This window comes from Rhodococcus sp. MT28 (assembly GCF_058792695.1).
The window spans coordinates 237734-260927 of sequence record NZ_JBXAFD010000006.1; the positions used below are offsets into that span (position 1 = coordinate 237734).

General features: G+C 62.0%; 27 protein-coding genes. 16 read left to right on the plus strand and 11 right to left on the minus strand.

The window, feature by feature from the left end; genetic code table 11:
- Positions 1-42: 42 nt before the first annotated feature.
- The 7 genes from AC1Q6C_RS23620 (at position 43) to AC1Q6C_RS23650 (ending at position 5243) form a co-directional block, all read left to right on the plus strand.
- Complete coding sequence (locus AC1Q6C_RS23620) at positions 43-519, plus strand: HIT family protein (RefSeq protein ID WP_162113958.1); 477 nt, start codon at positions 43-45, stop codon at positions 517-519.
- Between the two features lie 171 nt (positions 520-690).
- Positions 691-1866, plus strand: coding sequence for an alkane 1-monooxygenase (locus tag AC1Q6C_RS23625; protein WP_003945652.1), 1176 nt, complete (start codon positions 691-693; stop codon positions 1864-1866).
- On the plus strand, positions 1863-2033 hold the full coding sequence (locus AC1Q6C_RS23630) for a rubredoxin (protein ID WP_007734092.1): 171 nt from the start codon (positions 1863-1865) through the stop codon (positions 2031-2033). The genes AC1Q6C_RS23625 and AC1Q6C_RS23630 overlap by 4 nt, the downstream gene beginning before the upstream one ends.
- Positions 2034-2063: 30 nt before the next feature.
- Positions 2064-2255 carry a rubredoxin gene (locus tag AC1Q6C_RS23635; protein ID WP_050655879.1) on the plus strand — a complete coding sequence of 64 codons (192 nt, stop codon included), beginning with the start codon at positions 2064-2066 and terminating at the stop codon, positions 2253-2255.
- On the plus strand, positions 2255-3511 hold the full coding sequence (locus tag AC1Q6C_RS23640) for an NAD(P)/FAD-dependent oxidoreductase (protein ID WP_058227280.1): 1257 nt from the start codon (positions 2255-2257) through the stop codon (positions 3509-3511). The genes AC1Q6C_RS23635 and AC1Q6C_RS23640 overlap by 1 nt, the downstream gene beginning before the upstream one ends.
- 74 nt (positions 3512-3585) lie before the next feature.
- Positions 3586-4212: a TetR/AcrR family transcriptional regulator gene (locus AC1Q6C_RS23645; RefSeq protein WP_007734097.1), complete on the plus strand. Its 627-nt coding sequence runs from the start codon at positions 3586-3588 to the stop codon at positions 4210-4212.
- Positions 4213-4409: 197 nt separating this feature from the next.
- On the plus strand, positions 4410-5243 hold the full coding sequence (locus AC1Q6C_RS23650; protein WP_003945441.1) for a hypothetical protein: 834 nt from the start codon (positions 4410-4412) through the stop codon (positions 5241-5243).
- 70 nt (positions 5244-5313) lie between these two features.
- Here the strand turns inward: AC1Q6C_RS23650 and AC1Q6C_RS23655 are convergent, their stop codons facing one another.
- Both AC1Q6C_RS23655 and AC1Q6C_RS23660 read right to left on the minus strand, forming a co-directional pair.
- Positions 5314-5685, minus strand: coding sequence for a hypothetical protein (locus AC1Q6C_RS23655; RefSeq protein ID WP_003945499.1), 372 nt, complete (start codon positions 5683-5685; stop codon positions 5314-5316).
- Positions 5686-5687: 2 nt separating this feature from the next.
- Positions 5688-6848, minus strand: coding sequence for a 3-ketosteroid-9-alpha-monooxygenase, oxygenase component (locus AC1Q6C_RS23660; RefSeq protein ID WP_003945847.1), 1161 nt, complete (start codon positions 6846-6848; stop codon positions 5688-5690).
- Between the two features lie 195 nt (positions 6849-7043).
- On the opposite strand from AC1Q6C_RS23660, the gene hsaA reads away from it, so the two are divergent.
- Genes hsaA through hsaB form a run of 4 tightly spaced genes read left to right on the plus strand, consistent with a single transcriptional unit; the run spans position 7044 to position 10591 of the window.
- Positions 7044-8219, plus strand: a complete 1176-nt coding sequence (gene hsaA / locus AC1Q6C_RS23665) for a 3-hydroxy-9,10-secoandrosta-1,3,5(10)-triene-9,17-dione monooxygenase oxygenase subunit (RefSeq protein WP_039973406.1) — start codon at positions 7044-7046, stop codon at positions 8217-8219.
- 10 nt (positions 8220-8229) lie between these two features.
- On the plus strand, positions 8230-9108 hold the full coding sequence (hsaD, locus tag AC1Q6C_RS23670) for a 4,5:9,10-diseco-3-hydroxy-5,9,17-trioxoandrosta-1(10),2-diene-4-oate hydrolase (RefSeq protein ID WP_003945808.1): 879 nt from the start codon (positions 8230-8232) through the stop codon (positions 9106-9108).
- Positions 9108-10010 carry an iron-dependent extradiol dioxygenase HsaC gene (gene hsaC / locus AC1Q6C_RS23675; protein ID WP_003945585.1) on the plus strand — a complete coding sequence of 301 codons (903 nt, stop codon included), beginning with the start codon at positions 9108-9110 and terminating at the stop codon, positions 10008-10010. Before hsaD ends, hsaC begins: the two co-directional genes overlap by 1 nt.
- Positions 10007-10591, plus strand: coding sequence for a 3-hydroxy-9,10-secoandrosta-1,3,5(10)-triene-9,17-dione monooxygenase reductase subunit (hsaB, locus tag AC1Q6C_RS23680; protein WP_003945677.1), 585 nt, complete (start codon positions 10007-10009; stop codon positions 10589-10591). The genes hsaC and hsaB overlap by 4 nt, the downstream gene beginning before the upstream one ends.
- Positions 10592-10658: 67 nt before the next feature.
- On the opposite strand, the gene AC1Q6C_RS23685 is transcribed toward hsaB, so the two are convergent.
- Both AC1Q6C_RS23685 and AC1Q6C_RS23690 read right to left on the minus strand, forming a co-directional pair.
- Complete coding sequence (locus tag AC1Q6C_RS23685) at positions 10659-11483, minus strand: Abi-alpha family protein (RefSeq protein WP_003945623.1); 825 nt, start codon at positions 11481-11483, stop codon at positions 10659-10661.
- Positions 11484-11485: 2 nt separating this feature from the next.
- Positions 11486-12760 (minus strand): DUF445 domain-containing protein, encoded by a 1275-nt coding sequence (locus tag AC1Q6C_RS23690; protein ID WP_003945674.1) that lies wholly within the window; start codon positions 12758-12760, stop codon positions 11486-11488.
- Between the two features lie 330 nt (positions 12761-13090).
- On the opposite strand from AC1Q6C_RS23690, the gene AC1Q6C_RS23695 reads away from it, so the two are divergent.
- Complete coding sequence (locus AC1Q6C_RS23695; RefSeq protein ID WP_492666838.1) at positions 13091-13720, plus strand: aminoacyl--tRNA ligase-related protein; 630 nt, start codon at positions 13091-13093, stop codon at positions 13718-13720.
- A 20-nt stretch (positions 13721-13740) separates the two neighbouring features.
- Complete coding sequence (locus tag AC1Q6C_RS23700; RefSeq protein WP_492666839.1) at positions 13741-14310, plus strand: aminoacyl--tRNA ligase-related protein; 570 nt, start codon at positions 13741-13743, stop codon at positions 14308-14310.
- On the opposite strand, the gene AC1Q6C_RS23705 is transcribed toward AC1Q6C_RS23700, so the two are convergent.
- Positions 14307-14753 (minus strand): MarR family winged helix-turn-helix transcriptional regulator, encoded by a 447-nt coding sequence (locus tag AC1Q6C_RS23705; RefSeq protein ID WP_003945852.1) that lies wholly within the window; start codon positions 14751-14753, stop codon positions 14307-14309. The two genes, AC1Q6C_RS23700 and AC1Q6C_RS23705, sit on opposite strands and share 4 nt — an antisense overlap.
- 143 nt (positions 14754-14896) lie before the next feature.
- Between AC1Q6C_RS23705 and AC1Q6C_RS23710 the strand changes: the two genes are divergently transcribed.
- A complete protein-coding gene (locus tag AC1Q6C_RS23710) occupies positions 14897-16093 on the plus strand; it encodes an MFS transporter (protein WP_492666840.1) in 1197 nt (398 codons plus the stop codon).
- Positions 16094-16174: 81 nt separating this feature from the next.
- On the opposite strand, the gene AC1Q6C_RS23715 is transcribed toward AC1Q6C_RS23710, so the two are convergent.
- The 3 genes from AC1Q6C_RS23715 to AC1Q6C_RS23725 all read right to left on the minus strand — a co-directional run bounded on the left by AC1Q6C_RS23715 (position 16175) and on the right by AC1Q6C_RS23725 (position 19913).
- The gene (locus AC1Q6C_RS23715) at positions 16175-18232 is read right to left on the minus strand and encodes a neutral/alkaline ceramidase (protein ID WP_492666841.1); all 2058 of its coding nucleotides are present in this window, start codon (positions 18230-18232) and stop codon (positions 16175-16177) included.
- 95 nt (positions 18233-18327) lie between these two features.
- Positions 18328-19056, minus strand: coding sequence for an acetoacetate decarboxylase family protein (locus AC1Q6C_RS23720; RefSeq protein ID WP_003945787.1), 729 nt, complete (start codon positions 19054-19056; stop codon positions 18328-18330).
- On the minus strand, positions 19053-19913 hold the full coding sequence (locus tag AC1Q6C_RS23725; RefSeq protein WP_492666842.1) for an SDR family oxidoreductase: 861 nt from the start codon (positions 19911-19913) through the stop codon (positions 19053-19055). The genes AC1Q6C_RS23720 and AC1Q6C_RS23725 overlap by 4 nt, the downstream gene beginning before the upstream one ends.
- Positions 19914-20052: 139 nt before the next feature.
- Between AC1Q6C_RS23725 and AC1Q6C_RS23730 the strand changes: the two genes are divergently transcribed.
- Entirely contained in the window at positions 20053-21258 is a 1206-nt protein-coding gene (locus tag AC1Q6C_RS23730) for a cytochrome P450 (protein WP_007734124.1), read from the plus strand.
- Here the strand turns inward: AC1Q6C_RS23730 and AC1Q6C_RS23735 are convergent.
- Positions 21247-21681 carry a cupin domain-containing protein gene (locus AC1Q6C_RS23735; protein ID WP_003945598.1) on the minus strand — a complete coding sequence of 145 codons (435 nt, stop codon included), beginning with the start codon at positions 21679-21681 and terminating at the stop codon, positions 21247-21249. The genes AC1Q6C_RS23730 and AC1Q6C_RS23735 overlap by 12 nt on opposite strands.
- A 125-nt stretch (positions 21682-21806) precedes the next feature.
- Here AC1Q6C_RS23735 and AC1Q6C_RS23740 point away from each other — a divergent pair, with 125 nt between their 5' ends.
- A complete protein-coding gene (locus tag AC1Q6C_RS23740; RefSeq protein WP_251014658.1) occupies positions 21807-21953 on the plus strand; it encodes a hypothetical protein in 147 nt (48 codons plus the stop codon).
- Here the strand turns inward: AC1Q6C_RS23740 and AC1Q6C_RS23745 are convergent.
- Together AC1Q6C_RS23745 and AC1Q6C_RS23750 are read right to left on the minus strand one after the other, a co-directional pair.
- On the minus strand, positions 21943-22122 hold the full coding sequence (locus tag AC1Q6C_RS23745) for a hypothetical protein (protein WP_234550838.1): 180 nt from the start codon (positions 22120-22122) through the stop codon (positions 21943-21945). The genes AC1Q6C_RS23740 and AC1Q6C_RS23745 overlap by 11 nt on opposite strands.
- A gap of 57 nt (positions 22123-22179) precedes the next feature.
- The gene (locus AC1Q6C_RS23750; protein ID WP_492666843.1) at positions 22180-23124 is read right to left on the minus strand and encodes an alpha/beta hydrolase family protein; all 945 of its coding nucleotides are present in this window, start codon (positions 23122-23124) and stop codon (positions 22180-22182) included.
- Positions 23125-23194: the final 70 nt, after the last annotated feature.

The following is a 23194-nucleotide window of genomic DNA, read 5'->3' on the forward strand; positions in this document are numbered from 1 at the left end:
CCACACGGGTCGCAGACGTTGAGGTCGTGGGAAGATCGCGACGTGAAGGCAGGCGAGTTGCATCATGAGCCGCCGGGGTACCGGTGCCCGTTCTGTCGCTTCGCGCTGGGCGAGTTCGACGAGCACAACGCGTCGACCGACCTGGTTGCTCGAACCGACCACGCAATCGCTCGGATTTCCCCGAAGTGGTGGCCGGGCAACCCCGGCCACGTACTTGTGTCACCGATCGAACACTTCGAGAATCTCTACACTCTGCCGACGGCTGTCGGGCACTCGGTGTTCGACTTGGTTCAGGCTGTGGCTGTTGCAATTCGTGAAGCCTACGGCTGCGACGGCGTCTCGACCCGGCAGCACAACGAACCGGCGGGCAACCAGGACGTCTGGCACCACCACGTCCACGTATTTCCGCGATACGAGGACGACCACCTGTATTCCCGGCATGGCGAGGCGGCCTACGTTCCGCCTGAGGCGCGAGCGCCTTTCGGCGCACTTTTGCGCCCTCGATTCCTTGAACGCTGATCTGCCGCCACATCCTAGTGATGTACAAATCTGCGTGTTTGTAAAACTTTTACCTCAAAAATCGTTGACAAAACGCCATCATTTGTCCACCCTCTATACATAGATGTTGCTCGTGTCGCGGATTACCGCGCAGGACGCACTCACTGATCCGAACGAGAACTGGAGAATTCGATGGCGGCGTTGGTGTACACCGAGCCAGATGGTCGGCTCGCAACTTGGAGAGACCGGAAACGCTACTTGTGGCTGCTGGCGCTGATTCCGTCATCGGCAACTTTCATCGCCGTGGGGCTTGTTACCGCCACCGGATGGAATGTCTTCTGGTGGACCGGCCCACTGATCGCTTTTGCTCTCATTCCCGTCATCGACATCCTGGCGGGTGAGGACGGGAAGAATCCGCCCGACGAGGTGATCGACGAACTCGAGAACGACCGCTTCTACCGGTGGTGCACCTACGCCTATCTGCCGCTGCAATACACGGCCTTCTTCCTGTCCTGCTACATCTGGGCGCGTTGGGATTTGAGCGTTCTCTCCAATATCGGACTCGCAGTGACGATCGGTGTGACGGCCGGAATCGGCATCAACACCGCCCACGAACTCGGGCACAAGAAGGAGAGCGTCGAGCGCTGGTTGTCCAAAATCGTTCTCGCGCAGAGCGCTTACGGTCACTTCTACCTAGAGCACAACCGTGGCCACCATGTGCGAGTGTCGACTCCGGAAGATCCGGCGACCTCGCGCTTCGGTGAGACCCTCTACGGTTTCTGGCCGCGCAGCGTCGGCGGGGGATTGAAGTCGGCGTGGCATCTCGAGAAGACCCGCTTCGAGCGTTTGGGCACCACGCACTGGAGCATCAAGAACGACGTGCTCAACGCCTGGCTCATGTCGGTTGTTCTGTTCGGTGTCGCGCTTGCAGTATTCGGGATCGGCATCGCGCCGTACCTCGTGATCCAGGCGTTCATCGGGTTTTCGCTGCTCGAAGCGATCAACTACCTCGAGCACTACGGACTCCTGCGTCAGAAAACCGCAAGCGGACGGTACGAGCGATGCACGCCGGCGCACAGCTGGAACAGTGATCGCATCTGCACCAACGTCTTCCTTTATCACTTGCAGCGGCACAGCGATCATCATGCGAATCCGACACGGCGCTACCAGGCGCTTCGCAGTATGGAAGAGGCCCCTCAGCTCCCGAGCGGCTACGCCAGCATGATCATGCTCGCCACAGTTCCGCCCCTGTGGCGCAAGGTGATGGACCACCGCGTTCTCGAGCACTACCGAGGTGACATCACCCAGGTCAACATCGCGCCGAAGAAGCGGGCCAAGATCCTCGCAGCCTACGGGGTGAACGCATGAACGCCTACATCTGCCCGATCTGCGACTACACGTACACCGAATCGACAGGTGCTGCGCGAGAAGGCTTTCCGCCCGGCACGCCGTGGTCGAGTATCCCGGACGACTGGTGCTGCCCCGACTGCGGCGTCCGCGAGAAGGTCGACTTCACCCTCGTCACGCAATCCTGATCGAAATACCCACCGGTGAAAGGAAAACCGATGTCCGAGACTGCCACTGCTTACAAATTGTTCCGCTGCCTCCAGTGCGGGTTCGAATACGACGAAGCGATCGGCTGGCCCGACGACGGTATCGAGCCGGGTACTCGCTGGGACGAGATTCCCGAAGACTGGTCCTGCCCTGATTGTGGTGCCGCCAAAGTCGATTTCGAAATGGTGGAGGTGAACCGCTGATGACAGCGGTCAGCGAGCCCGACACACGCACCGTCGTGATCGTGGGCACGGGCATCGCCGGTTCCGGTGCCGCGCAGGCCCTGCGCAAGGAAGGGTTCGGCGGCAGCATCATCCTGATCGGCAGCGAACCTGAGGAGCCGTACCGCCGCCCGGCGCTGTCGAAGGAGCTACTGTCCGGGAAAGCGTCGTTCGATCGGGTTCGGTTGCGGCCGTCGACTTTCTGGACCGAGCAGAGTATCGATCTTCGGATCGGCGCAACTGTCACGAGTATCGACACAGATTCCCGCACAGTACTTTTAGCCGACGGTGACAGCATCGACTACGACGTTCTGATTCTTGCCACGGGTGGACGGTCCCGACGGTTGGAGAACGAAGATTCCGAGCGTGTTCACTATCTTCGAGATATCGCAGACATGCGACGCTTGCAATCCCAGCTGATCGAAGGATCCTCGCTTTTGGTGGTCGGCGGTGGCTTGATCGGATCGGAGGTGGCGTCAACGGCACGCGACTTGGGTTGCAGTGTGCAGGTTCTCGAAGCGCAACCGTTGCCCCTGTCCAGGCTGCTTCCACCGTCGATAGCGGAGAAGATCGCCGCGCTGCACGCCTTGGCGGGCGTCGACTTGCAGACGGGAGTCGACCTCGAGACGCTGACGACAGGTGCCGACGGTGTCACCGCACGCGCGCGTGACGGACGCGAGTGGACAGCGGACTTGGCCGTCGTCGCAATCGGATCCTTGCCCGATACCGATGTGGCTGCTGCGGCGGGTATTGCGGTGGACAACGGGATTTCGGTAGACCGATACCTCCGGACCTCCGTCGTTGATGTGTACGCGATCGGCGATGTGGCCAACGTGCCCAACGGTTTTCTCGGCGGCATGCACCGTGGTGAGCACTGGAACACCGCGCAGGACCACGCAGTTGCAGTTGCCAAGACCATCGTCGGGAAGGAAGAACCCTTCGAATCCGTCCCTTGGAGTTGGTCGAACCAATTCGGCCGCAACATTCAAGTAGCTGGTTGGCCAGGCGCGGACGACACCGTAATAGTTCGAGGAGACTTGGACTCCTATGACTTCACTGCGATCTGCATGCGCGACGGAAATATCGTCGGTGCTGTGAGCGTGGGCCGGCCGAAGGACATTCGTGCCGTGCGAACCCTTATCGAACGCTCCCCGGACATCAGCGCCGACGTACTCGCCGATACAAACAGGGATCTGACCGAACTTGCGGCGGGTCTTGTCGCCTCACCGGTGCTCTGAGTGCACTCGTGACTTCTGTGGCTTGCGTGTCCACCGTTTTGACACCGAGCACGGGCGATGGAAATCTTCCCGATATGTCCACCGCTCGTGCCCGTGTCCCGTACCACGAGGCAGCTCGTCAACTCCTCCGTGCGTCAGCGCTCGACGCCACACGCGAACTCTTGACCGAGAAATCGTGGAACGACATCACGATGGCGCATATCGCGGAAGCTGCGGGCATGAGCCGGCAGACGTTGTACAAGGAGTTCACGTCCCGCCAGGGATTGGCGTCCGGATACCTCATCCGTTTCGTTGACGAGTTCCTCGAAGAGGTGGAACGCGAAGTAACGCTCCATCATTCGGATCCGCGGGGCGCGGTCTCGGCAGCCTTCCGTGCCTTCTTCGACGCCGGTGCCCGGGATCCGATGGTGGTCAGCATTGTCGGTCCCCGGCCGCAGCACGACCTGCTGAGCTTGGTCACCACTGACGGGACTCCGCTGCTCGAACATGCGAGCGCGAGGTTGGCCGAGATCTTCATGACCAGTTGGGCGAACGTCGACCGCATCCATGCCGAGATGTTCGGCAGCACGATAGTGCGTCTGGCGATCAGTCACGTGACGTTGTCTTTCGGTACCCCCGATCAGATCGCCGAGAACCTGGGGGAGATGTTCGGGCCGTTCCTCGATCAGGTCATCGGTTCGGGCACAGTCGAACCGAACTGAGCCGACAGGATCGATACGGTTTCCGGGCTAGGACGGAAGTTCGATCGAGCGTGATCGCCGTAGTTCTTTGGTGGGAAATATCGTCGTTATGTGTGAATCCGCGTCTCACTTCTCGGTAGCGTGCCGGGCGTAGATCGAGGTGCGATCCGCAGGGGGTGGCTCTCGTGAATTTCCGTCAACGGTGGAGGAATTCGAAGATGAAGAGCCGCAACAAATCTCGAGTGATGTCGACAGTCGCGCTAGTTGCAACATTTGTCATGGCCGGTGCAGGTGTGGCAATTGCCGACGAATCATCGTCAGGGTCTTCCGGCAGCGGATCGCTCGGTTCCTCCGGTGCGGCAGCGGTTGATCCGTTGACCTTCGACGGTTGGGGCACGTGCCCGATCGAGGATCTCGAGGTGACGACGTGCGCCAGCGTCGTAGTTCGCGGAGGGACCATGAAATTGGGCGCACTTTCGGTGCCGATCCCGGACGGAAGCCTCAAGGTTGCGGGCGGAGTGAAATACGCGACCCAGCCGGACAACAGTTTCATCGAGACGTTCGTCGCCAAGCAGGACGGGTCCAACGGGGTCTATTCCAATCCGATTTCGGTACCGGGAGGTGCTCTCGGGATCGATACTCCGCTGGGACTGACTCAGATCAGCGCGACGGTGGAATCGGTGGGAGTGCCGGATCTGAAGGTTCTCGAGCAGGAACTCACCATGCCTGTTCGATTGAAACTGTCTAATCCCTTGCTCGGTGACGATTGCTACATCGGTTCGGTTTCGAATCCGATCAACCTTCACCTGACCACAACCGGAAACCCTCCGTCGGAACCTATCGGTGAGTTCCCCGGTGCAGTGTTCCCGGCAGTCCCACATTCGGATGCGGTGTTTGCGGCGCCGGGAGCCAGCGGGTGTGGACCGCTGGGTGCGCTCAACTGGGCCGTGAATCTACGCGGGGGAGTGCCGGCGGCCAGCGGAAAGAACTCTCTCACCACGTCGAGCGACGTCTACGCGGTGGCTGCACGAAAGGTGCGACCGCCTGCCTGACGGACGCGCGGGCGCTGGAACGTAAAACGAGGGCCGACCCGTGGGTCGGCCCTCGTTCTACACAATCAGGTCAGCTGACCTCGGGATCACGCACCGTGATGGTGCCGTCCCTAACCGCGTCGGCGATGCTGTCGTGCAGTTTCGGGCATCCGTCTTTCAATGCCGACGACTGCCCGGAAGCAATTGCCTCTTTGAAGGTGTGGCAACGCAGCGCCGGGTCGGAAGTCCACTGAACGCTGGTGTGTTTGTACGTGTTCTTGCGAACCAGTACGCACGCGCCGCATGCCTTGCAGTCGACTTCCTGCAGACCCGAGTCGAGGTATTCGTGCTTGTCCTCGATCGTCTGGGCCGCGATCGCCTCGAGCCGTTCCGTTTGCCCGGCAAAGTCCGGTGCCTTGGCCCAACGAGCCCACCGTGCGTCGGTTCCGATCGAGGCGCTCACGACTAGACCTCTGCTTCCTTCTTTGCCGCTTCTGCTGCAGCTTCCTTCTCGGCCTTCTGGCGTGCGAGGTTTTCCTCGACCTCGGCGTGCCAGGCTTCGTTTGCCTTGGTGGTGTCCACCTCGAACTCGAAGCGCTGCGTCATCTTCTCGGTGACGTCGGCCTTGTCCACGTAGAACTGCTCGTACCAGCGTCGTAGCTGGTAGACGGGGCCGTCTTCTTCGCAGAGAAGGGGATTCTCGATCTTGGTCTTGTTCTTCCAGATCGCGACGTCCTGCAGGAATCCCTCGCTGATGCCCTCGGTGAACTTGCCGGCCAACTTGTCGGCCATCTCGTCGGAGACACCCGTCGGCTTCTTCACCGTCACGCCCCACTGCAGCACGAACGAGTCCGGGCTGATCGGGTAGTGGCAGTTGATCAGAACACTCTCGACCTCGTATCCGCTGTAGCTGTTCCACAGGGGATTGACCATGTACGACGGTCCGTAATACGCAGCTTCGGAGCGAAGCAGCGTGTCGCCGCCGTACTGGGAGGCCATTCCGATGTCGGGACGGCCCGTGGTGTTGAGGTACTGAGTGGCGATCTCACCTTCGAAGACGTTCTTGAAGTACGTCGGGAAGGCGTAGTGGATGTAGTAGAAGTGCGCCATGTCGACCACGTTGTCGATGATCTCGCGGCAGTTGGACCCCTCGATGACCATGGAGTTCCAGGTCCAGTCGGTCCATTCGTCGCTGTACGCGCCCTCGATACGAGGAATCACGATCTCTTCGGGCGGCGGATTGCCCTCGGGGTCGTTCCAGACGAAGAGCTGACCGTTCTGCTCGAGGGTCGTCCACGCGCGGGTGCGTGCGAGCGGAGGCACGCGGCGGGCATAAGGAATGCCGGTGCACTTGCCGTTGCCGCCCCAGCGCCAGTCGTGGAAGGGGCAGGCGATGGAATCGCCCTTGACCTCGCCTTGTGTGAGGTCACCACCCATATGACGGCAGTATCCGTCGAGAACTTTGATGTCGCCCTTGCTGTCGGCGAACACCACGAGCTTCGTACCGAAAGCCTCGATCGCGTGCGGTTTGCCGTCCTTGAAGGTCTTCAGTAGACCCAGGCAGTGCCAACCGCGGGCGAAACGAGTTTGCACCGTTCCGACGTCGATCTCGCGAATCTGCGCCATTGTGACCTCACATCCCTTCTAGCTGTTAGTAGAACACGTTATAGAACTCGATCCGGTTCCGCCAGATTTTGGGGGCACTTGTTACAGCATTGCGGCCACAAACGGGACCTTTGTCAGCGTCTCGACAGAAAAGAGAACGTGTTCTAGTCTCAAGTGTAAGTGAACCAACCGATCGAGGAAGACGGGAGCGTCGAAGTGGGTAACCATGACAGCCACGAGGTGATGCAGAGGCTCGACGCACTACTGCCGGCACTGCGCGAGCGCGCACAGGAGACCGAGGATCTGCGTCGTATCCCCGACGAGTCCATCAAGGCTCTTCAGGAAACAGGTTTCTTCCGCTTGCTGCAGCCGAAGCAGTGGGGCGGATACGAAGCCGATCCGGTGCTGTTCTACTCCGCGGTCAAGAAGATCGCCAGCGCGTGTGGTTCCACAGGGTGGGTCTCCTCGATCATCGGGGTACACAACTGGCACCTCGCCCTATTCTCTCAGCAGGCACAGGAAGACGTGTGGGGCAACGACACTGACGTTCGCATCTCGTCCTCTTACGCCCCGATGGGTATGGGTGAAGTAGTCGAGGGTGGATACAAAGTCAACGGTGCGTGGGCGTGGTCTTCGGGTTGTGACCACGCCAGCTGGGCCGTTCTCGGTGGTCCGGTGTTCAAGGACGGCCGCGCAGTCGATTTCGTGAGCTACCTGATTCCTCGCGAGGACTACCAGATCGACGACGTGTGGAATGTGGTCGGTCTGCGTGGAACCGGCTCCAATACCGTCGTGGTCAAGGATGTTTTTGTTCCCAAGCATCGCGTTCTGAGCTTCCGGGCGATGAGCGAACTGACCGCCCCGGGCCTCGAGAACAACACCGCGCCGGTCTACAAGATGCCGTGGGGAACCATTCACCCCACGACGATCTCGGCACCGATCGTCGGAATGGCTTACGGAGCTTACGAAGCGCACGTCGAGCACCAGGGCAAGCGTGTGCGCGCTGCGTTCGCCGGCGAGAAGTCGAAGGACGATCCGTTTGCCAAGGTGCGCATCGCCGAGGCGTCCAGCGACATCGACGCCGCGTGGCGTCAGCTCTCCGGCAACGTCGCCGACGAGTACGCGTTGATCCTTGCGGGCGAAGAGGTTCCGATGGAACTGCGGCTGCGCGCTCGACGTGACCAGGTGCGCGCCACGGGCCGCGCGATCGCCTCGATCGACAAGCTCTTCGAGAACTCCGGCGCCACGGCGCTGCAGAACGGCACTCCTATCCAGCGTTTCTGGCGCGATGCTCACGCTGGTCGCGTCCACGCCGCCAACGATCCCGAACGCGCCTACGTCATGTTCGGAACCGGCGAATTCGGTCTGCCGATCACCGACACGATGGTCTAGAGGAGGCTCAGTGACAACCACCGAAGAAGCCCTCACCTACGAGTCCACTTCACGGTTCGCGCAAGTGCGCCCCGATCTGAAACTGCACTTCCACGAGGCGGGCGTCGGAAACGACAAGACCATCGTGCTGCTGCACGGCGGTGGCCCAGGCGCGTCGTCGTGGTCTAACTTCGCCCGCAACATTCCGGTGTTGGCGAAGAGCTTTCACGTCATCGCGGTCGATCAGCCCGGTTACGGGCAGTCCGACAAGCCGACGGAGCATCCGCAGTACTTCGTGCACAGTGCGTCGGCGCTCAATGATCTCCTGGACACGCTCGAGATCACCGGTCGCGTTGATCTGCTGGGCAATTCGCTCGGTGGTGGCGCTGCTGTTCGCTTTGCGCTCGACTACCCGGACCGTGCGGGTCGCCTCGTTCTGATGGGCCCCGGCGGTCTGAGTGTCAACCTGTTTGCGCCGGACCCCACCGAGGGCGTCAAGAACCTCGGAAAGTTCAGCTACCAGCCCACCCGAGAAAACCTCGAAGCATTCCTGCGGATCATGGTCTTCGATCAGAAGCTGATCACGCCGGAACTCGTCGACGAACGTTTTGCTGCCGCCAGCACTCCCGAGTCGCTGGCTGCGGCCAAGGCGATGGGTAAGTCCTTCTCCAGCGGTGACTTCGAGCTCGGCATGCTCTGGCGCGAGGCGTACAAGCTTCGTCAGCGTGTGTTGCTGATCTGGGGCCGTGAGGATCGGGTCAACCCTCTCGACGGCGCACTGGTCGCGCTCAAGATGATCCCGCGCGCGCAGCTCCACGTCTTCGGCGGTTGCGGTCACTGGGCGCAGCTCGAGAAGTTCGACGAATTCAACCGGCTCGCAACCGACTTCCTGCTCGACGGAGGTAAATGATGGGTATTCGATCTCTGGCGTACATGCGCATCGGGGCCACCGACATGGCTGCGTGGCGCGAATACGGACTCAAGATCCTCGGAATGATCGAGGGCAAGGGCGTCGACGCGGAATCGCTGTATCTGCGTATGGACGACTTCCCGGCGCGTCTTGTCATCGTTCCGAACGACACGGACCGTCTGCTCGTCTCGGGTTGGGAAACCGCGAATGCCGCTGAGCTGCAGGATATCCGTGACAGGTTGTCGGCAGCCGGTGTTCCGTTCAAGGAAGGCACGGCGGAGCAGCTCAAGGACCGTCGCGTCGTCGAGATGATCGCGTTCGAGGACACCTCGGGCAACTCCCTCGAGGTGTTCCACGGAGCTGCTCTCGAACACCGCCGGATCGTGAGCCCGTACGGGCACAGGTTCGTGACGGGTGAGCAGGGCCTCGGCCACGTCGTGCTCACCACCGATGACGACGATGCTTCGCTGCGGTTCTACCGCGACGTACTCGGATTCAAGCTTCGCGACTCGATGCGTCTGCCTCCGCAGATGGTCGGCCGGCCCGCGGACGGCGACCCGGCGTGGCTGAGGTTCCTCGGCTGCAACCCGCGTCACCACAGCTTGGCGTTCCTGCCGTTGCCCAACCCGACGGGCATCGTGCACCTGATGCTCGAAGTGGAGAACTCCGACGACGTCGGACTGTGCCTCGACCGGGCACTGCGCAAGAAGGTCAAGATGTCGGCGACTCTCGGTCGCCACGTCAACGACGAGATGCTCTCGTTCTACATGAAGACTCCAGGCGGGTTCGACATCGAATTCGGTTGTGAGGGGCTAGAGGTCGAGGACGAAAACTGGATCGCGAGGGAAAGCACGGCCGTGAGCCTGTGGGGTCACGACTTCACGGTGGGAATGAAGCCGTGAGTTCGCCCGACGCGTCGGTGAGTGCGGAGCAGGCGATCGATCCACGCCAGTTCCGCACGGTTCTCGGGCAATTCTGCACGGGCATCACCATCATCACGACAGTCGACGACGGTGAGCCTGTCGGGTTCGCATGTCAGTCTTTCGCGGCCCTGTCACTCGACCCGCCTTTGGTGTTGTTCTGCCCCACCAAGGGTTCTCGGTCGTGGGCGGCAATCGAGCGGACCGGTAAGTTCGCCGTCAACGTGTTGGCGGAGGAACAGCAGGCGGTGTGTGCTCGTTTCGGGTCACGTGAGCCGGACAAGTTCGCGGGCATCGATTGGACGCCATCGCCTCTGGGCTCGCCGATCATCGACAAGTCCCTTGCACACATCGACTGCACGGTGGAAACCGTCCACGACGGCGGCGATCACTACGTCGTCTTCGGTCGGGTGTCGTCGATGAGTGAGATCAAGACCGAACGCCCGCTGCTCTTCTATCGCGGGCAGTACACGGGCATCGAGCCGGACAAGACTGTTCCGGCTACCTGGCGTGACGATCTGGAAGCGTTCCTGACGACCACGACAGAAGATACCTGGCTGTAGGGGGCAAGCCCCCTGTGCGCCTTTTTGGTAGTGGTAACTACCAAAAAGGCGCACAGGGCCGGAGGCCCTACAGAGAAAAACAGGTATGACAGAAGTCGTCACCGAACGGCGTCAACAGGATGCTACGACGCACTATCTTGTTCGATCGCCCGGCGCGCTTGACCGCCTCGATCACCGACGGCTGCACCTCGACCACCTGGTACCGGTCGGCCTCGACGGGCTCGCGTGAGAACGCCACCAAACCGAGCCGATGCAGGTTGTTCAGGTAGGCGCTGATGCGGTCCAGATGTCGACATCCCGCCAGTTCTCCGATCATCGACAGACCCTCGTCGATCATCTCCGAGCCGACTCCGAACGGCCGCGCCGTGCGCACGTCGACGCTCGGTTGTGCGCCGGAGGTGGCCAGCAACCGAAGAATTCGAGCTTCGTCTGGTGCGATCTCGTCGAGGATCCGGTCGTAAGCCGGGTGCAGATCGTCGCGATCGGTCACGTCCGCGGAACGATCCAGCAACCTGTCGCCACGTGCCCGCAGCGCCGCGAGAGTGGCCTCCACGCTCTGCTTGCGATTGGTACGAGTTGCCATTGCTGCCCGTAGGTTCTCGGTCCGCGAGCCGTCTCCGTTGGAGTTCTCGGCCCGACGTTCGGATTGAACATTGGCCGATTCAGCGGCCTCTGCCGCGGCTTCGGCGGCAGCCTGAACGATCTGCCGCGTCGCCTCCTTCGCCGTTCCGAAAGCCCACCCTGTCAGCTTGATCGACGTGAGCGTCGTCGTGGCGGTCAGCCCGACGAGGCTACGGATCAGACGCTTTTCGACGGATTCGACCGGCGTGATGTCCGCAGCCCAGTCGTACGATTCCGCTTCGACGATCATGCGATGGTCGTGCTCACTCATGCTCATACTCCGAATATTGCGAGGTGTAGGAAACCGGCAAACGAGCCCAGCACGGCCCCGTGTACGAACAACAGCCACTCGTCCTGCTTGACGGCTGAGCGTAGTAGTTCGCTGAAATCTTCCGGTGAAAGGATGCTCATGCGTTCGGTGACGAAGACACGAATCTTCTCCGACTGGTTCTCGGCGAACTCCGCGTCCTCGAAGACCCTTGGGTACAGGTCGAGCACTTCGGTGGTGGCCAGTCCGGGCAGACGCTTGTAGCTCTGCGAACCGACGGTCATCTTGACCACCGACTTTGCCCAGCCGGCTGCGTCGTCGACGGATTCGCGCAGTACCTGATCGAGCATCCGCCGCGTTCGGTCCGAGCGGGGACCTTCGAGGAGTTCGGTGCCGATGTTCTCGAGCGTCACGACGTGATCGGCGAGGGTTTTTGCGTACCCGGCGATGATCTCGGTGCGTCGCTTCAGGAAGAGCCCCTGTCTCCACGGCACCCAACGGTTGGGGGTGATCGGCTCGAAGATCATGGTGATGCCGAGGTAGTTCACGATGTATCCGATGATCACACCGCCGATGGGAAGCACCCACCACTGCGGAACCAGATGGAGGATTCCGACGAGCACGAAGCCCATCGGGAACCCGAAGTAGAAGCCGAAGTTCTGCATGAACCTGAGCTCTTTGTTGCCCATCGTGCGGAAGATGTCGTTGAGCAGTTTGGGGTGCGAGGAGAGGTAGCGGATCACCATCAGCTTCGCGTCGATGAACTCGTCGATGTCCTCTTCGATGCGGTCGGTGATCATGCGCACGCTGGCCGGCAGATCGTCCTCCACCTTGCGGAAGACGGCCTCCTTCACCGACGTCGGAAGGTTGTGCCAGAGCTGAGGATTCTCGGCCGTCATGATTCTGGTGACCACGCCGCGCACTTCACTGCGGGAGATGTTCACCAAGTGCTCGGCGATGCTGTCCGGGTCCAGGACGCGATAGAAATCGGCGATGCTGCCGACTTTCGCGAGGGATTTGTCGACGGCGATCGACGCCATCTTCTCCGCCCGCGAGGGGACGATGCCTTGCCAACCGAATCTGCCGTCGCTGGTGATCGCGGGGATCACCTGGACGCGTCGGGGGAGGAACGGGAAGAGCAGTTTGAGGCCGGGCACTTTGATCCCGTGGAAGTTGATCGGCGCAAACAGCATCAGGACGCCCGACCAATTGGTGATGTACCCGATGATTCCGGTGAACAAAGGAATGGTGATCAACTGTTCGAGCAAGTGGTCCGGCACCGTCGCACATCCTCCTCATATCCGAGAACCTCACGTTCGGACATGATTGCCGAAACTTCGCTCTTCGTGGGTGTTTCGTTGGCTACTGCTGCGCCTTCCCAGTTGCGTCAGCATAGAGGCCCGACAATTCGGGCTGTAGGTGGGTCGGAAGTTGATGTAACCTCACGTACATGGTCAGTATTGCGCACAACACGACGACGCCGGTTCTCTTCCGGCGCATCGTTTAGGAACTGCTGACCGAACCCTTTCAGCCCCGGGAGTTATCGCCCCGGGGCTTTCCTGTTTCGTCGCTCCGTGTGCGTCTCCCCTTGAACGATTTGGAGACCTCTCATGAGCGTTGACCACCGCGAACTCGGGCGCGACCTGGAGTTTTTCGCCACCACCCCCACCGTCGGGGCCGGCCTCCCACTCTGGTTACCGGACGGCGCGATCATCAGGAACGAACTCGAGAAGCTCGCCGCCGAACAAGCAGCGCGATCCGGATGCCGGGGTGTCTATACCCCCGTTATGGCGAAGAAAGAGTTGTACGAGAGATCTGGGCATTGGTCCAAGTTCTCGGACGACATGTTTCCCGAAATGAAGATAGGCGGAGAGTCATTTCTCCTTCGTCCGGCTAACTGTCCTCATCACGCTCAGGTATTCGCCGCTCGCGGTCGTAGTTATCGCGAGCTACCTTTCCGCGTTCGTGAACTCGGCTCGATGTTCCGTAGCGAACTCTCCGGTGTTCTCAGCGGATTGAGTCGAGTCAGACAGATCAATCTCGACGACGCGCATGTCTTCTGTAGTCGCGAACAAGTGCAAGCGGAAGTGATCGTCGCGCTCGACGCGATCGAGCGCTGCTACTCGACTCTGGGGATTGCCGAACGGAAGTACCGCCTCTCGATCAGAGGGGAGAGGGGCAGTACCTCGGCACCGACGAGCAGTGGGCGGACGCCGAGGATCACCTTCGCGGGGCGCTGAATGCACGCTCGATCGAGTACGTGGAAGCGAAGGGGGAGGCAGCGTTCTACGGTCCCAAGATCGACGTCCAGGTGCGAGACGCGCACGGCCGCGAGGAAACACTCTCGACCGTGCAACTCGACTTCAATCAACCGGAGCGGTTCGACCTCGAGTACACCGCAGAAGACGGATCCAAGGCTCGCCCCGTCATGATCCATCGGGGCTTGCTCGGATCGATGGAACGCATGACTGCGCTTTTGATCGAAAGGTTCGAAGGGCGGATGCCGCCGTGGCTGGCACCCAACCAAGTCTCGATTCTGCCCGTCGGCGACCGGCACCAGGTTGAGGCCGAGCGTTTGCGGGCCGATCTCGAGGCTCGCGATGCTCGAGTGGCGATCGCGCCTGACGGATCGTTGGGACGTCGCATCCGCGAGGCACGCACTCACCGTGACCCGTACATCGCGGTGATCGGAGACAACGAGGTGCACGGCGGCACCGTCGACGTTCTGGTCCCCGCGCGTGGTGGGCGGGTGGTCGTCGATGCGAGTGTGTTTGTCGCTCAGGTGGTCTCGGGCATCAAAGAGCGTGCCCTGCTTCCGGCAGACTTCTAGCCGACGGGAAGCTCGTGGAGGGCGCGCACCAGTGGCGCGAGTTCGGGTGTCTTGCATGCCTCGTCGAGCGCGGCCTCGAGGGTGGCGTCGTGCGTCGGCCGTGCGCTTTCGAGAAGCTCGCGGCCGGCCGGCGTCAGCTCGGTGTAGATGCCTCGACGGTCGTCGGCGCACAGGATGCGCGTCAATAGTCCTCGATCTTCGAGTCGATTGACCAAGCGCGTCGTGGCGCTGCTGCTCAGTGCGGCAGCGCGAGCCAACTGAGCCATCCGCATGTGCCAGCCATCCTGGCGGCTCAGTGCGTCGAGCACGGTGTATTCGACGACGGACAGTTTGTGCTCACGCTGGAGCGCGCGTTCCAGTTCGGTGTCGAGGGCGCCGTGCAGTGCTGCGAGCGTGCGCCACCCTTGCGAACGGATTTCGACGGCGTCGTCGGCGATCCCCATGTGATTCTCCTTGTCCGTTTCCTGCGCCTCCAGGTTACCAGCTTGCGCATGTAGCGCGCGCGTGCAACTATTTATAGCGCGCCTGCAACTAATGCACACGCCCGCTAACGGCTTACGCGTAAATCTGTGAAAGGAACATCGAGATGCCATTGGGTCTCATTGCCCTCGCTATGGGCGGGTTCGGGATCGGCCTCACCGAATTTGTCATCATGGGCCTCCTGCCCGAGGTCTCGGCTGATTTCGAGGTCACCGAGTCCGTCGCGGGCTACCTGATCTCGGGCTACGCACTGTCGGTGGCGATCGGCGCGATCCTCCTGACCGCTGCCGTCACCCGCTTCGAGCGCAAGAAGGTCCTTCTCTCGCTCATGGTGCTGTTCATCATCGGCAACCTGATGTCCGCGCTCGCTCCCTCCTACGAGGTCATGATGGGCGGACGCATCGTCGCGGCGCTGTGCCACGGTGCGTTCTTCGGAATCGGCTCGGTGGTTGCCGCCGACATGGTCGCGCCCAACAAGCGCGCCGGCGCCATCGCGATGATGTTCGCGGGCCTGACCATCGCCAACGTTCTCGGCGTTCCGTTCGGCACGCTGCTGGGCCAGCAACTCGGATGGCGCTCGACGTTCTGGGCCATCACCGTTATCGGCGTCATCGCCCTGATCGGAATTGCAGCACTCGTCCCGACGACACCCGCCAGCACGACCGGCGGCGGATTGCGCGGAGAGTTGGGGGCGTTCCGCAACAAGCAGGTATGGCTCTCGATCATCATCACCATCCTCGGCTACGGCGGAATGTTCGGAGCCTTCACCTACATCGCCTTCACCCTCACCGAGGTCACCGGCTTCGCGACGTCCAGCGTTCCGTGGCTGCTCATCCTCTTCGGCTCGGGCCTGTTCGTCGGTAACTTCCTCGGCGCCAGGGCGGCCGACCGCTCGCTGACGAAGTCGCTGGTCTGGATTCTCGCGATCCTGACCGTCGTTCTGATCGTGTTCGCCGCCACCGCCGAGAGCAAGGTCATGACCGTGATCTCACTGTTCTTCATGGGCGCCTTCGGTTTTGCGACGGTGCCCGGGTTGCAGATGCGGATCATGAACTACGCGTCGGCCGCACCGACCATGGCGTCGGGTGCAAATATTGCCGCCTTCAACGTCGGCAACGCGCTCGGGGCATGGCTGGGCGGAATCACCATCGCCGCGGGACTCGGCTTCACCTCCCCGATCTGGATGGGGGCGGCGGTCACCGTCGCCGGTCTGCTGGTCCTGATCGTCGCGGCGAAGATCGACCGCCCGGCAGCGTCAGAGCAGTCGACGATGAGCACCTCGCTGCACCCGACCGCCGCCTGAACCTGGCCATTGCGCTCTGACCCCATCGCGTGAACGTATCGCTCCCCTTGTCCAACAAGGGGAGCGATACGTTCACGCGGGTCAGGTGAGGCGGAATTCGGACGTCAACCCGGAGAAGGGCGTGATCGCGCCGCTACCCCGAGCCTTCGACGCACCGAAGTGTTGGACTCGATACGTACCCGCCGGAGTATCGGCCGGAACATCCCACGTGATGCGCACGACGGAACCGTTGCTCCCGACCCGGCGCCAGTGCAGTTTGGTGGACCAGTCGTTGTCGTCGGCGACCCGTGTCCAGGATCCGCCGGTATTGCGCTGGATCTCGTAGAAGGTCCCGTTTCGGTGAGTGTCGTTCTTGGGGTGGCCGGTGACGAACTCGACGGCAACCTGCCCACCCGGTGAGGTGTCGCCGGGTTGGACGGTTGCGTCGCCAAATTGTGTTCCCGGCAAGGGCTCGTCGAAGTCGACGCCAGGTCCGAAGCTGGGTTGGAACCCGGACAGGTCGGCCGGAGCGGGGCCGCGAGGAGGTTCGGTGCCGTCGCGCATCGCGGCTGCAAGGGCGGCATACCCCTGCTGATAGGCCGGCAGTGTGTAACGACCGAACATCGTCGAACCGCCCTCGTACTGCTGCGAATCGTATTCCTGTGGTGTGGTGCAGTAGCTCGAGTACGAGTTCGCGTATCCCTGGAAGATGACGTTCTCGAGGGGAACCCCAAGCTCCTCGGCGACGGTTCGACGCACTCGTAATCCGGAGACGATGGTGAATTCCGCAGGGCCACCGACGATGTAGAACTGACCGATCCGCAGGATCTGGATCTTGAGTACGTTCGGCACCCATCCTCCCGGTGGCAGCAGGCCGACCGGAACGACTACGAGTTTGGGCGCCTGTGCGTCCTGAAGCCATTGAGGCACAGGAGCATCCATACCGCCCAGGGCGTCGATCATGGGGTTTCGGGTGCCCTCGGGGAAGATCGGGATTGCCGGTCCGTCCTCGACGCTTCCGGCGCTCATTGCCGCGCCGATCGCGGCCGGAGCGGTGCGGTGCTCGCGTCCGTCGGGGGTGAATCTTCCGCTCACCACCTGATTTGCCATGTCCAGGTACATGATCCGACTGTCGACGCCACCGGTGACGGTGTCGGACGCCGCGTCGAAGGCAGTTCGAGCTGCCGCTACCTGGCGCAGCCCGATGATGCGTGCGTTCTCGAATTCGTCCTCGGTCGGTCCGCGTCCGGGCTCGAGGAAGAGGTTGGGTGACATGTCGCCGCTGTTGGTCTGCGGAAACGCAGCAATGAAGCTGGTGTCGCCGTCGAGGTAGCGCACGCCCTGGTCGTCGTGCTCCCAGAAGTACGCCGCGGCGCCCTTGTTGTCCCCGGAGATGAGATGGTTCTCGTTCGTGAGCGAGGCGCAGTGGGTGGCGAACCAGTTGATCGCTCCGATGTCCCTGCTGCCCCGACTGATCCGCATGACACGCATGTGGTGGTCGTTGCCACCGGGGTAGTAGGCCTTGTCCTCTTCGGGGTTGAGGTCGAACGCCACTCGCGATCGGTTGACGCTGGCGTCGGTGAGATCGGACCGCCCGAAACGGACCGTGCCTGGCGCCAGGTTCTCGTGCGCAGCGCTGATCGCCTCGACCATGCCGTTGACCTCGGCTTCGAACACCTGCAGTTCGAAGCCGAGAACTGCGAGGTTGTACGCGTAGTTGTGCGAGGCCCCACCACATGCCGCGTGTGAATGGATGGCCGTCAACATGACGTTGCGTTCGGTGTAGATGTCACCGAACCTCCCGGCCAGTCGGCGCAGGACCTCGTCGTGAACGGACTGGAAGATCATGCAGTTGTCGACGCACACGTAGGCGACCCGCGACCCGCCGGACTCGAAGATGAAGGCGCGTGCGCGCATTCGCTGGTGCAGGCCTTCGGCGCGTTGATCGAAGCTCGAGTAGCCCATCATGCCGACTTCGGCGACCGGTCCGGTCACGTCAGAAATTCCGACGCCCACCTGCAGTGACGCCGACGACTTGTCGGTGCGTGCGGGTGAAACGGTGCGTGCCGGCGAAGCTGCGACGGCCTGGTTCGTCGACAGAGCGGCGAGCGCAGGTGCGGCGGCAGCGCCTGCCAGTACGGTGCGTCGGGTGATCTGCACGAGTGTCCTTTCGGGCGGTCTGACGCGAGTTGGTCAACCGTCCAGGAGTGTAGCCCGAGTCACACGTGACCGAAAGGGGTGCCGTCGGCCGACACTCAGATTGTTGTGGCCTCCCCGAACGTCATCGCCAGGTTCTTGATGGTCGTGGTCATCAGGGCCCGGCGGGGGAGTCCCAGTTTCCGAAGCTCCGCCGCCATCGGGTGACTGCCCAGTTGAACCTCGGCTCCACCAGGGCGCGATTTGACGCCGGTCGGTGCCATGTCCCACGACGTGCACCTGGTGGCGCCGTCGAGATGTGAGTACGCGGCCAACGACATGTTGGCTCCGCCGCCCGGCACGCTGACGCCGGATTTCACACTCAACTGTGTGATGAGTTTGCCGTCGCGAGAGACCGATCCGCGCTTTACCGAGCCGACGTGCTCGGTGTCGAACTCGGCGAGCACCTTCGGGAATCCCCAGATTTCCCGGCCGGCGGCCTTGGTGAACTCGCCGTCCACCGGCAACTCGTGAATGAGTGCCCCTGCAGTTCCGGCAGCGAGCGAACGTAGATCTCCCAGCACCGAGGTTTCGGGAGGCGCAGTGTGGCTGCGCACCATGTACGTCACTCCGAATTCGTTGTACGGCCCCAGATCCCCGTCGATGTAGTCGACAAAAACCAGGCCGCACAGCGCCCGGCCGGGACGGTACTGGAGCACGGTCAAGCCGGTGTAATCGATGATCGACTGCGCGGTTGTGCTGGGTACCGAGTACAACGCCATGAAGGCAGACGCGGTGCGAACTTCGACGGGCATCTCGACCTTCTTGCCCAGAATCGTGTAGCTCATGGCGCCACCACCCCGCGGAGTCCGTCGGAGCCGTAGACGGGTTCGAGCATCGAGCGGAAATCCGGTCCGCGGCGCAGCATTTGGCCTCCGTCGACGTTGATGATCTGCCCGGTGATCCAGGTGGAGTGCGGTCCGAGGAGGAAGGAAGCGAGTCCGGCGACGTCCTCGACCTCGCCGACGCGTTCGAGCGGCGTGTTGGCCAGGTAGTCGTCCAGGATGGGGCCACCGTCGGTGATGAGCGCGACCAGATCCGTTCGGGTCAGCCCCGGGCGGATCGCGTTGACACGAATGTTGCTGGCGCCCAGTTCGTCTGCTGCCAACTGCACTAGGTGGTCGACGCCGGATTTCGAGACTCCGTACGCGCCGAACCAGCGATGTGTGTTGCTGCTGGCGATCGACGAGATCGCGACGATGGATCCACCGCCTCCTGCCACCAGTGCCCGCGCGCCGTGCTTGATCGTCAGCATGGTCCCCGTGACGTTGAGGTCGACGGTGCGGCGCCAGGCGTCGACGTCGAGTTGCGTGACCGGTGCGATGGTTTCGTTCCCGCCGGCGCAGGCCACGACTCCGTCGAGCTTTCCGGTGACGGACACCGCCGCGGCGACAGCGGCGACGACGTCTGTCTCGATCGTGACGTCGGCGGGGGAGACGCTGACCGATCCTGCGGCAGTCGACTGCCGGATCGATTCGGCGGCAGCATCGAGTTTCTCCTTGTTGCGTCCGCAGATCGTGACGTGAGCGCCGGACCCAACCAGCGAACGAGCGATGCCCAGGCCGATGCCACTACCGCCGCCGGTCACCAGTATCGATGTGCCGGCGAAAGTGGGTATGCCCGCTGAGGCGGTGTCGTCGTCCATGCGTGTCTCCTGGTCGTTGCTCCGGCGGGCTCGCGTGCTGCTTCTGGAGGATTTCCGGTCCGGCTTCGGTGAAAACGCCCCACGCTATATAGGAACAGGTTCTACTTATTGAGGCAAGGGTTGTGCGAGAGGTGGAGTGATGGCTACCAGACCGACCTTCGATTTGATCGACGGACGCTTCTACAGCGGAGACCTCGGGAATGTGCGCGACGCATACGCCTGGATGCGTGATCACGAGCCCGTGTACCGAGACGACGCCAACGGAATCACCGCGGCCGCGAGTTACGACGCCGTCGTCGCAGCCGAGCGGGATCCCGAACTGTTCTCCAACGCCGGTGGCATCCGCCCCGAAACCGGTCCATTGCCGCAGATGATCGACATGGACGACCCGCAGCACCTCACACGTCGACGCTTGGTCAATGCGGGTTTCACACGTAAGAAGGTCGAAGCCAAGGCCGGCCGTATCCGGGAGATCTGCGATCAACTGATCGACGCCGTCTGTGAGAAAGGAGAAGCCGACTTCGTCGCAGACCTGGCGGCACCGCTGCCGATGGCCGTCATCGGCGACATGTTGGGTGTCCGTCCGGAGGAACGCGCGTTGTTTCTGCGGTGGTCGGACGATCTGGTGAAGGCATTGGGAAGCAACGCTTCCCAGGATCAACTGCAGGCCATGATGGTTGCGTACGTCGATTTCACCGCGTACATGATGCGAACCATCGCCGAGCGGAGGAGCGACCCGGCCGACGATTTGGTGAGCACGTTGATTCACAGTGCGGTCGACGGCGAAGCCCTCTCCGATCAGGAAATCGTCAACGAATCCCTGCTGATCCTGATCGGCGGTGACGAGACCACACGGCACGTGCTCAGCGGCGGCATGGAACAGCTACTGCGCCATCCGGACCAGCGCCGGGAGCTAGTCGACGATCCCGATGCCATTCCCTTGGCAATGGAGGAGATGCTGCGGTGGTCCTCGCCGATCAAGAACATGGCTCGAACCCTGACCCGTGACACCGATTTCTTCGGCGCGCAGCTGAAGGCAGGTGAGAAGATGCTGCTGCTCTTCGAATCGGCAAATTTCGACGAGTCCGTGTTCCTGAACGCCGAACGGTTCGATGTCGGCCGCACACCGAATCCGCACGTGGCCTTCGGCTTCGGAACTCATTTCTGTCTGGGCAATCAGCTGGCCAGGTTGGAGGGACGGATCATGTTCGAGCAACTCTTCGCCAGGCTGCCGGACATGGAACTTGCCACCGACGCGCCGTTGCAGCGGCGTGCGGCCAACTTCGTGTCCGGGCTCGAATCGATGCCGGTGCGGTTTAACTCTTCTGCCCCGTCAGCCGGGTAGTTGGCAGTTAGGAGGCGCAGCATCTTCGGAGAGGGGGCTGCCCGCCGGATTGACGTAGACGACCTCGAGCACCAATGGTGTTGTCTGCGAGTTGTTTCCGATGTGCACATGATCTGAACCGCTCGGTTCGATCAAAGTATTTCCGGCGCTGTAGATCCCGTCGACGGAGCAATCGGATCGGTAGTGGCTCAACGTGCCCTGCGCGATCAGCGCGTAGAGCGTCCCGTCGTGGAAGTGCCAACCGGTGGAACCGCCGGGGTCGATGGTGATCTGGCGCAGGATGTAGTCCTTGCCGTCGAAAGTCACCTGCCCGAGGATTTCTCCGTGTACTCCCGTGCTCGGTGTTGCCGACGCATTGATCGGCGTCAGCGACAGTCCGATCGCTGCGGACACTGCAAGCAGAACCTGATGGCGTTTACGCATGAGCGGCCCTCCCAGACGGATGTGCTCCTGAGTGTCCTCCGACAGTGTCCGATTTATCCCGGTTTTCGTGGATCTTGCAGGGTGAAGGCAGAGGTATGCCCTTGAGAGGCGGTTACGCTCGTGTCATGCAGCAAGTCGCGACGAGGCGCCGGAGCCAGCCGCCGCCTGCGCGCTTCATGTTCGAGGCATTGATCGATCCGTACCGCCAGCCCGCCCGGCACTGGCTGGAACTTCTCGAGAGCGAGATCTCACCGGAGATCGTCAGGCTGTAGAACCGGAGCTGGTGATCTGGACGTCGATCTGGCCGGACCGACCCGACGCCGTCATCCGATTCGACATCGAGGCGGTCGGAAACAGCACGATGCTGCGTTGGACGCTCTTCTTGGACGATCCGATACCGCCCGAGGCAGAGGTTGTCAGAATGCGAAAGCGGCTCAACACTTTGATAAATGCGAATCTCAGGTTCAACTTCGGCCAATAAGTTGGATCACTGCCGCATTACTTGGTGTCGACTCGGCCGATCGGGTCGGCGTTGTCGCTGAACGCGGCCCGGGCCGCTGGCCAACTGGTCTCATCGATGCGCAACGCGGTCCGAAGGTAGGCAGTACTCATCCGTTGGATGGCGGCGACCCGCTCTGGGTTCTCGTCGGTGGTCTCGGCGACTTCGTATCCGACGATTCCACCGAGTGCGTGCTCGGCACCGTAGAAGGAAAGGAGGTCGGTGGCTCCGGGGCTGTGCGTGTAGGCGTCGGTGAACCAGTCAGGTCCGCGGCTGGACATCTTGGACTGGTCGTGGTCGCCCGCGACGACGAGTGTCGGCGTCGTCAGTTCCTGGAACGAGGGGTGCATGAACGGGAAGTTCGCCTGCGCGAACGGATGCAGGTTCTCGCCGCCGAGACCGGTTGCTGCGAACAGGATTCCCGCGGTGACGCGACTGTCGGACATGTCCTGGCCGACCTGGCCGGCCTCGTCGAAGATCCTTGCTCCGAGGAGCGACTGAGCGGTTTGCCCGCCCCAGGAGTGACCAGTGGCGGCAACTCGACTGCGGTCGATGCGGCCGGCAAGCCCGGGCACGGCAAATTCGATGGTGTCGAGCTGATCAAGGATGCGTGTGAGATCCGCGATCCTCTCGGTCCAGATCGTCGGGAAAACCGGGTGGTCGAACCCGAAACCGTTCCGGCGCGAGTCCAGATGTGTCGGCTGGATCACCACGAATCCGTGGGATGCCCAGAATGCCGTGAGTGGCGAGTATCCATCGAGGTTCCAGCCGTTGCCGTGGGAGAACACCACAACGGGGAGGTTCGTGCCTGCTGCCGGAGCAGACACACGTACTTCCAGCGGGACAGGTCGATCGGGGGCGAACAACTCGACGGGGGCAACGGAGACGACCGGGGCGCCGGCGCCGATGATGCCGTTCAGAGTGTCGATCATTGATGAGGTCATGGCAAGTTCCTTGCTGAGGCTGCACCCTGCGATACTGTTTATCGGAGCGTCGCTCCGCAACATTACGGAG